This window comes from Nostoc sp. 106C, from assembly GCF_002154725.1.
Classification (GTDB): Bacteria; Cyanobacteriota; Cyanobacteriia; order Cyanobacteriales; family Nostocaceae; genus Aulosira.
Genome location: NZ_MTAW01000054.1, coordinates 21,021 through 27,193 on the forward strand (window position 1 = coordinate 21,021; position 6,173 = coordinate 27,193).

Below are 6,173 nucleotides of genomic sequence, written 5' to 3' on the forward strand. Positions count from 1 at the left end.
TTTCTCCGCGTCCCCGCGTCCCCGTGTCTCCTTGTCCACCTCATCCCCTGTTCCCTTCTTAAATGCTTGCAATCAAAACATCATGATCTAGTATTGTTGGGTATTCTATAAAATTGCGATCGCACAAGACCGATGATTGAAGTAGAGCATCTGAGTAAAATATACGGTTCTACCCCAGCGATTTCTGATGTGACTTTTAGCGTCGAACCTGGGGAGATTTTAGGGTTTTTGGGGCCGAATGGCGCTGGTAAAACTACTACTATGCGAATTTTAGCTGGTTATTTACCGGCAACTAAGGGCACGGCAAAGATTGCAGGCTTTGATGTCCACGATCAATCTTTGGCTGTGCGGCAAAGAATTGGTTATTTACCAGAAACACCGCCGTTATATCCAGATATGACGGTGGAAGGATTTTTGCATTTTGTCGCCAGAATTAAGGGAGTATCCGCAGGCGATCGCAATAATAAGGTGACAGCCGCGATCTCGCGTTGTAATTTAGATGATAAGCGTAAGGTAATTATCCGCAAACTTTCTAAAGGATATCGTCAAAGAGTGGGGATTGCTCAGGCGATCGTTCACGATCCACCAGCGATTATTTTAGATGAACCGACGGTAGGACTTGACCCTAGGCAAATTATTGAGGTGCGGAATTTAATTAAAAGCCTCGCCGGAAGCCACACCATCATTCTTTCTACCCACATTCTGCCAGAAGTTAGCATGACCTGTAGCCGCGTTGCCATTATTAATCGCGGTAAAGTAGTCGCCACCAATACACCAGAAAATTTGATGACACAGTTGACTGGCGGCTCTGGATATGAAATAGAGATAGAAGGAGAAGCTGCCCTAGCAAAGCAAGTACTGCAAAATATATCGGGTGTGAGTCTGGTAGAATCAATTCCGACGGCAGGGATTCATCACCCACCGCAAGCAAACCGTGCCTATTTGCGGGTAATATCGCAACCAGGAACTGAACCAGGAAAGCATATCGCCACAACATTAGTACGTGCGGGATTTGCTTTACATGAAATGCGGCGTGTCAGCGCTACCTTAGAAGATGTGTTCTTACAACTGACGACAGAAGAAAAGAATTTAGAGTCTATAGAAGACTCAGCAGCCACAGAAGGAGAAGCCGCGTAGATGGGTATAGTACTGAGTAATATTATCGCCATTTATCGCCGGGAATTGCAGAGTTATTTTGTATCACCTTTGGCTTATGTAATTGCTGGCATATTCTGGTTTTTATCTGGGTTGTTCTTAATCATGATTTTGCTAGGGCCAGACGGGATTTTGCCAACCATCACCGCCTTAGATTTACAAGGACAACAAATGGGCGTACCAGTACCGCCAATCGATGTCCCTTATGAATTTGTGCGCGCATTTTTAGACCGCATGGGATGGCTATTATTATTTGTGCTGCCAATTCTCTCAATGGGACTTTATGCCGAAGAACGTAAGCGAGGCACTTTAGAACTATTAGCAACATCACCAGTCACAAACTGGGCGGTAGCTGTTGGTAAGTTATTAGGGGTGCTGACTTTTTTTGTCACAATGATTGTGCCCTTAGTAGCAATTGAAGCGTTTGTTATTAGTAGCTCAAATCCACCAATGACACCGACAATCCTCTTGTTAGGTCATTTGGGATTAATCTTGCTAGCAGCCGCAATTTTATCTTTGGGAATGTTTATTTCATCATTAACAGACAGTACAATTCTTGCTGCCGTCTTCACCTTTGCAGTCATTTTACTGCTGTTATTCGTTGAATTAATTGCTAAAACTGTCCCTGGGCCTATTGGAGAAGCTTTGGGCTATATCTCCTTGCTGAGACATTTCAATACTCTTATTCAAGGCATTTTTGATACCAGCGCCATACTTTTATTTGTTAGTTACATTTTTTTGGGTGTCTTTCTGACATCTCAATCAATTGATGCATTACGTTTTCAGCGTCAATAGTCATTTGTCCTTTGCCATTTGTCATTAGTTTTTAAATAGATGGAGCTAAATAAACACAACATATTCCGTTATTGCCTGAAAAGCAAAGCAATCCTCCACTCTTGTAATTGCTGCGCTCCACTTCTTTACAGTTGCAATGACATTTGATATTTAGTTCCAGCTATATTATCCAGGACAAATGACCAATGACCAATGACTAATGACCAATGACCAATGACAATTAACAAATCACATGAAAATCGTCGCTAAAAAGAAACTTTGGAAATATCTGTTTTGGCTTGGCCCTTTTCTATTAGTTGCGGGCTTAACTTCTGGGTTAGTTGCATCAAATTGGGGGCCAATTTCCATAGCATTACTATTTACTGGAATTGTGGTCATTGGCTTGTGGATAATTGTGCAAAGCCAGGAAAGTCAATGGTGGGGGCGACGTTCAACCCAAGCTAGTACTAATGCTTTAGTTGCAACCATAGCAGTATTGGCAATTTTAGGGCTAATTAACTTTTTGGGTACTCGCTACCACTACCGTGCAGATTTAACAGAAACGCAGTTATTTACTCTGGCTCCCCAATCGCGGGAATTAGTGCATAATCTTGCACAGCCAGTTAAAGTCTGGATTTTTGATGTCACTCAAAATCCCCAAGACCGGGATTTACTCGAGAATTATCGCAGGCAAAACTCAAAGTTTCAGTTTGAGTACATCGATCCGCAAGCTAGACCAGGATTGGCAGAAAAGTTTGGTGTAAAAGATTATGGAGAAGTTTATCTAGAATCTCAAGATAAAAGACAGTTAGTGCAGGTTGTCAATCAAAATGAAAGACTGTCAGAAGTTCGGTTAACTAATCGCCTGCAACAGATCGCTACTGCGAACTCAGCTAAAGTTTACTTCCTACAAGGTCACGGCGAACGCCAACTTACAGCGGCTGAAGGTGGAATTTCTCAAGCAGTGCAGGGATTAACTGATAAAAATTTCACGACCTCGCCATTGAATTTAGCGGAACAGTCCAAAGTTCCTAATGATGCTGCGGCTGTGGTAGTAGCAGGTCCAAAACGAGGATTGTTTGACGCTGAAGTGAAAGCCTTACAAGAATACCTGAATCGAGGCGGTAACTTACTGCTGATGATTGACCCTAGTACCGACCCCAAAATCGATAACTTACTCAAAGATTGGGGTGTTCGCCTAGATAATCGTTTAGCCGTTGATGTTTCTGGGGGAGGTGCAGGACTTGGGCCAGCAGTTCCTTTAATTACAGAATACGGTCAACATCCAATTACCAAAGATTTTGGCAAGGGTATTTCTTTTTATCGCTTGGCTAGACCGTTGGAAATTACGCCAGTGAATGGTGTCGTATCCACACCTCTACTGCAAACTAAACCTTATCCCAACAGCTGGGCAGAAAGTGACCTACAAAGCGAAAAGTTGGAGTTTAACCCCGATAAAGACTTGAAAGGCCCGCTAACTTTGGGCGTGGCTTTGGAGAAAAAACTCCCAGCAGCATCAACAAGCCAACCTAATCCCACACCTTCACCATTACCATCACCCACAACTCAAGGTCAGGCTAAACCATCAGCAACACCATCACCGATAGCCAGAGGTCGGGGGACACCTAAAGCTAGTCCTTCGCCTACACCTTCCGCACTCCCATCACCAACCACCGCCAGTCAAGCCAGCCCAACAGCTACTCCTTTACCTACTCCCAGTAATTCTGCACTCCCAACCGAGAAGCCAGCTGAAAAAGCTGCCACTGCATCAAGGTTAGTAGTGATCGGAAATTCAGATTTTGCTACTGATGGCTTGTTTCAACAACAACTAAATGGCGATGTATTCCTCAACTCAGTAACTTGGCTGAGTCAACAGGATCAGCAACCCTTATCAATTCGCCCCAAAGAAGCGAAAAACCGTCGCCTTAACTTCACAGCTGCCCAAGCCAGTCTTTTGACATTATCTTCTCTACTACTTCTACCCCTAATTGGGTTAGTAGGAGCATCTTTGATTTGGTGGAAACGACGCTAGGAAGAGGACGCGGGGACGCGGGGATGGGGGGATAAGGGAAAAATAACAAATGACTAATGACAAATGACAAATAACAAATGACTAAAAAATGAAATTTTCGCGAACGACTTTAATTTTGCTATTGCTAGCGCTGGGTTTGGGTGGTTTTGTTTACTTCTATGAAATTCGCGGGGCGACTCAGCGAGAAGAAGTTAAGGAGAAAAAGCAGCAAATTTTCGCTTTTACAGCAGATGATGTGCAGTCTTTGTTAATCACAACTCAAAAGGTTTCCTTGTCTTTAGAACGTAACGCCCAGGAAAGCCAGCCTAAGTGGTTGCTCAAATCCCCGGTATCAGAGCCAGCGAATGATGCTATTGTTTCTTATTTGATGGATTTGTTAGTCAAAGGAAAGAGCGATGTCTACGACGGGCTACGCCAACGCTCTTTATCCATCCCACCTAGTCAAAAAGCAGATTTCGGCTTAGATCAACCCCAAGCAACTATCAATATCAGCCTGAAAAATCAGCAAAGCCATCAATTACTGTTAGGGAAGCCTAACTTTAACCGCAGTTTCTTATACGCGCAAGCTGACCCAACTGTAAAACCCGATGGTAATATAGATGTGCTGTTGGTATCTACAGATTTTGAAAACGCAGTGAATCGGGACATATCTGAGTGGAAACAACCCGCAGCTAATAGCGATAAAACATCTACTCCAAGTCCTGGTGAACCAACTCCACCACCCAGCAAATAACGGGAGAAATAATCAAGGGCAAATGACCAATGACAAATGACAAATGACAAATCCGACAGCAACATTGCTCATTTCTTGCCCCGATCAACGGGGGTTAGTGGCGAAAATTGCTAACTTTATCTATGCCAACGGCGGCAATATCATCCATGCAGATCAGCATACAGACTTTGCCGCTGGATTGTTTCTCACCCGGATTGAATGGCAATTACAAGGGTTTAACCTACCACGCGATTTAATTGGGCCTGCATTTAATGCGTTCGCGAAGCGTCACGAAGTGTTCGCTCAACCTTTAGGCGCTAAATGGGAACTACACTTTTCTGATACTGTACCGCGTATTGCTATTTGGGTCAGCCGCCAAGACCATTGTCTATTTGACCTAATTTGGCGACATCGTGCTAAAGAGTTTGTAGCAGAAATACCTTTAATTATTAGCAACCATACTAATTTAAAGGGAGTAGCCGAGCAATTTGGTATTGATTACCATCACATTCCCATCACCAAAGACAACAAAGCAGAGCAGGAAATTAAGCAACTAGAATTACTACGCCAGTACAAAATAGATTTAGTTGTATTGGCTAAATATATGCAAATTGTTAGTGCAGATTTTATTAAAAAGTTTCCGCAGATTATAAATATCCATCATTCATTCTTACCAGCTTTTGTCGGAGCTAATCCTTATCACCGAGCTTTTGAACGCGGAGTTAAAATTATTGGGGCAACAGCACATTATGCCACTGCTGATTTAGATGCTGGCCCAATTATTGAACAGGATGTAGTGAGAGTTAGCCACCGCGATGAAGTTGAGGATTTAATTAGAAAAGGCAAAGATTTAGAACGAGTTGTGTTAGCCAGAGCAGTGCGATCGCATTTGCAAAACCGCGTGTTGGTGTATGGAAATCGAACAGTAGTCTTTGAGTGATTAGCGCTCTTCCGTCACTTTGGGGAGAGAAAATAAATGTAGGTTGGGGAGCCACTCACGTGGGCGGGTTTCCCGACTAGAGTGAAGTGGCGTTTGAACGCAGTGAAACCCAACTAGATCAAGGTTTAAGGATGTTGGGTTTCGTTCCTCAACCCAACCTACGCCTAAATTTATAAAAGTCCGGCATAATAAGGGTTGTAGATTTTTATCTCACGAGAGTGATTAAAGAGCGTTATACCATTTTGAAAAAAGAACGCGACACATGAGTAGGGGCACGGCAGCCACAATCTTTTGGTATATCAAATTATTTTACTGGTGCCCATACGTGTCAACTTAACGTGAAACCCTTGTTAAAACGTGATTTTGTATTCACTCACCTACCATTACGATCCTCGTCACCCCACCCCAGTTTTGTCTAAAGCCAAAACTTCCCCTCCCCGCAGGCGGAGAGAAGTTGCGTGCGGGGGTTCCCCCCCGTTGAGCAAACTTCGGGGGAGGGGATTAAGGGGTGGGGTAAAACGTATGTGGGATAAGCGTTTGAGCTTAAGTTGACACCAATG

The 6,173-nt window shown here is 43.5% G+C and carries 5 protein-coding genes; all 5 read left to right on the top strand.

Translation table 11 applies throughout. From position 1 onward, the window contains the following. The first annotated feature begins 132 nt into the window (after window positions 1–132). The 5 genes from BV375_RS04940 to purU all read left to right on the top strand — a co-directional run bounded on the left by BV375_RS04940 (window position 133) and on the right by purU (window position 5,613). Window positions 133–1,137 carry an ABC transporter ATP-binding protein gene (locus BV375_RS04940; RefSeq protein WP_086757897.1) on the top strand — a complete coding sequence of 335 codons (1,005 nt, stop codon included), beginning with the start codon at window positions 133–135 and terminating at the stop codon, window positions 1,135–1,137. Continuing rightward, a complete protein-coding gene (locus BV375_RS04945) occupies window positions 1,138–1,950 on the top strand; it encodes an ABC transporter permease (RefSeq protein WP_086757899.1) in 813 nt (270 codons plus the stop codon). Window positions 1,951–2,182: 232 nt separating this feature from the next. Beyond that, window positions 2,183–3,961, top strand: a complete 1,779-nt coding sequence (locus tag BV375_RS04950; RefSeq protein WP_086757902.1) for a Gldg family protein — start codon at window positions 2,183–2,185, stop codon at window positions 3,959–3,961. An 88-nt stretch (window positions 3,962–4,049) separates the two neighbouring features. Next, window positions 4,050–4,694, top strand: coding sequence for a DUF4340 domain-containing protein (locus BV375_RS04955; protein WP_086757905.1), 645 nt, complete (start codon window positions 4,050–4,052; stop codon window positions 4,692–4,694). 43 nt (window positions 4,695–4,737) lie between these two features. Then, on the top strand, window positions 4,738–5,613 hold the full coding sequence (purU, locus tag BV375_RS04960; RefSeq protein ID WP_086757908.1) for a formyltetrahydrofolate deformylase: 876 nt from the start codon (window positions 4,738–4,740) through the stop codon (window positions 5,611–5,613). The last annotated feature ends 560 nt before the right edge of the window (window positions 5,614–6,173 follow it).

Excerpts from the sequence above, each read along its gene's own strand:
- BV375_RS04940 (WP_086757897.1), top strand. The coding sequence starts at position 133 with ATGATTGAAGTAGAGCATCTGAGTAAAATATACGGTTCTACCCCAGCG.
- BV375_RS04945 (WP_086757899.1), top strand. The coding sequence starts at position 1,138 with ATGGGTATAGTACTGAGTAATATTATCGCCATTTATCGCCGGGAATTG.
- BV375_RS04950 (WP_086757902.1), top strand. The coding sequence starts at position 2,183 with ATGAAAATCGTCGCTAAAAAGAAACTTTGGAAATATCTGTTTTGGCTT.
- BV375_RS04955 (WP_086757905.1), top strand. The coding sequence starts at position 4,050 with ATGAAATTTTCGCGAACGACTTTAATTTTGCTATTGCTAGCGCTGGGT.
- purU (WP_086757908.1), top strand. The coding sequence starts at position 4,738 with ATGACAAATCCGACAGCAACATTGCTCATTTCTTGCCCCGATCAACGG.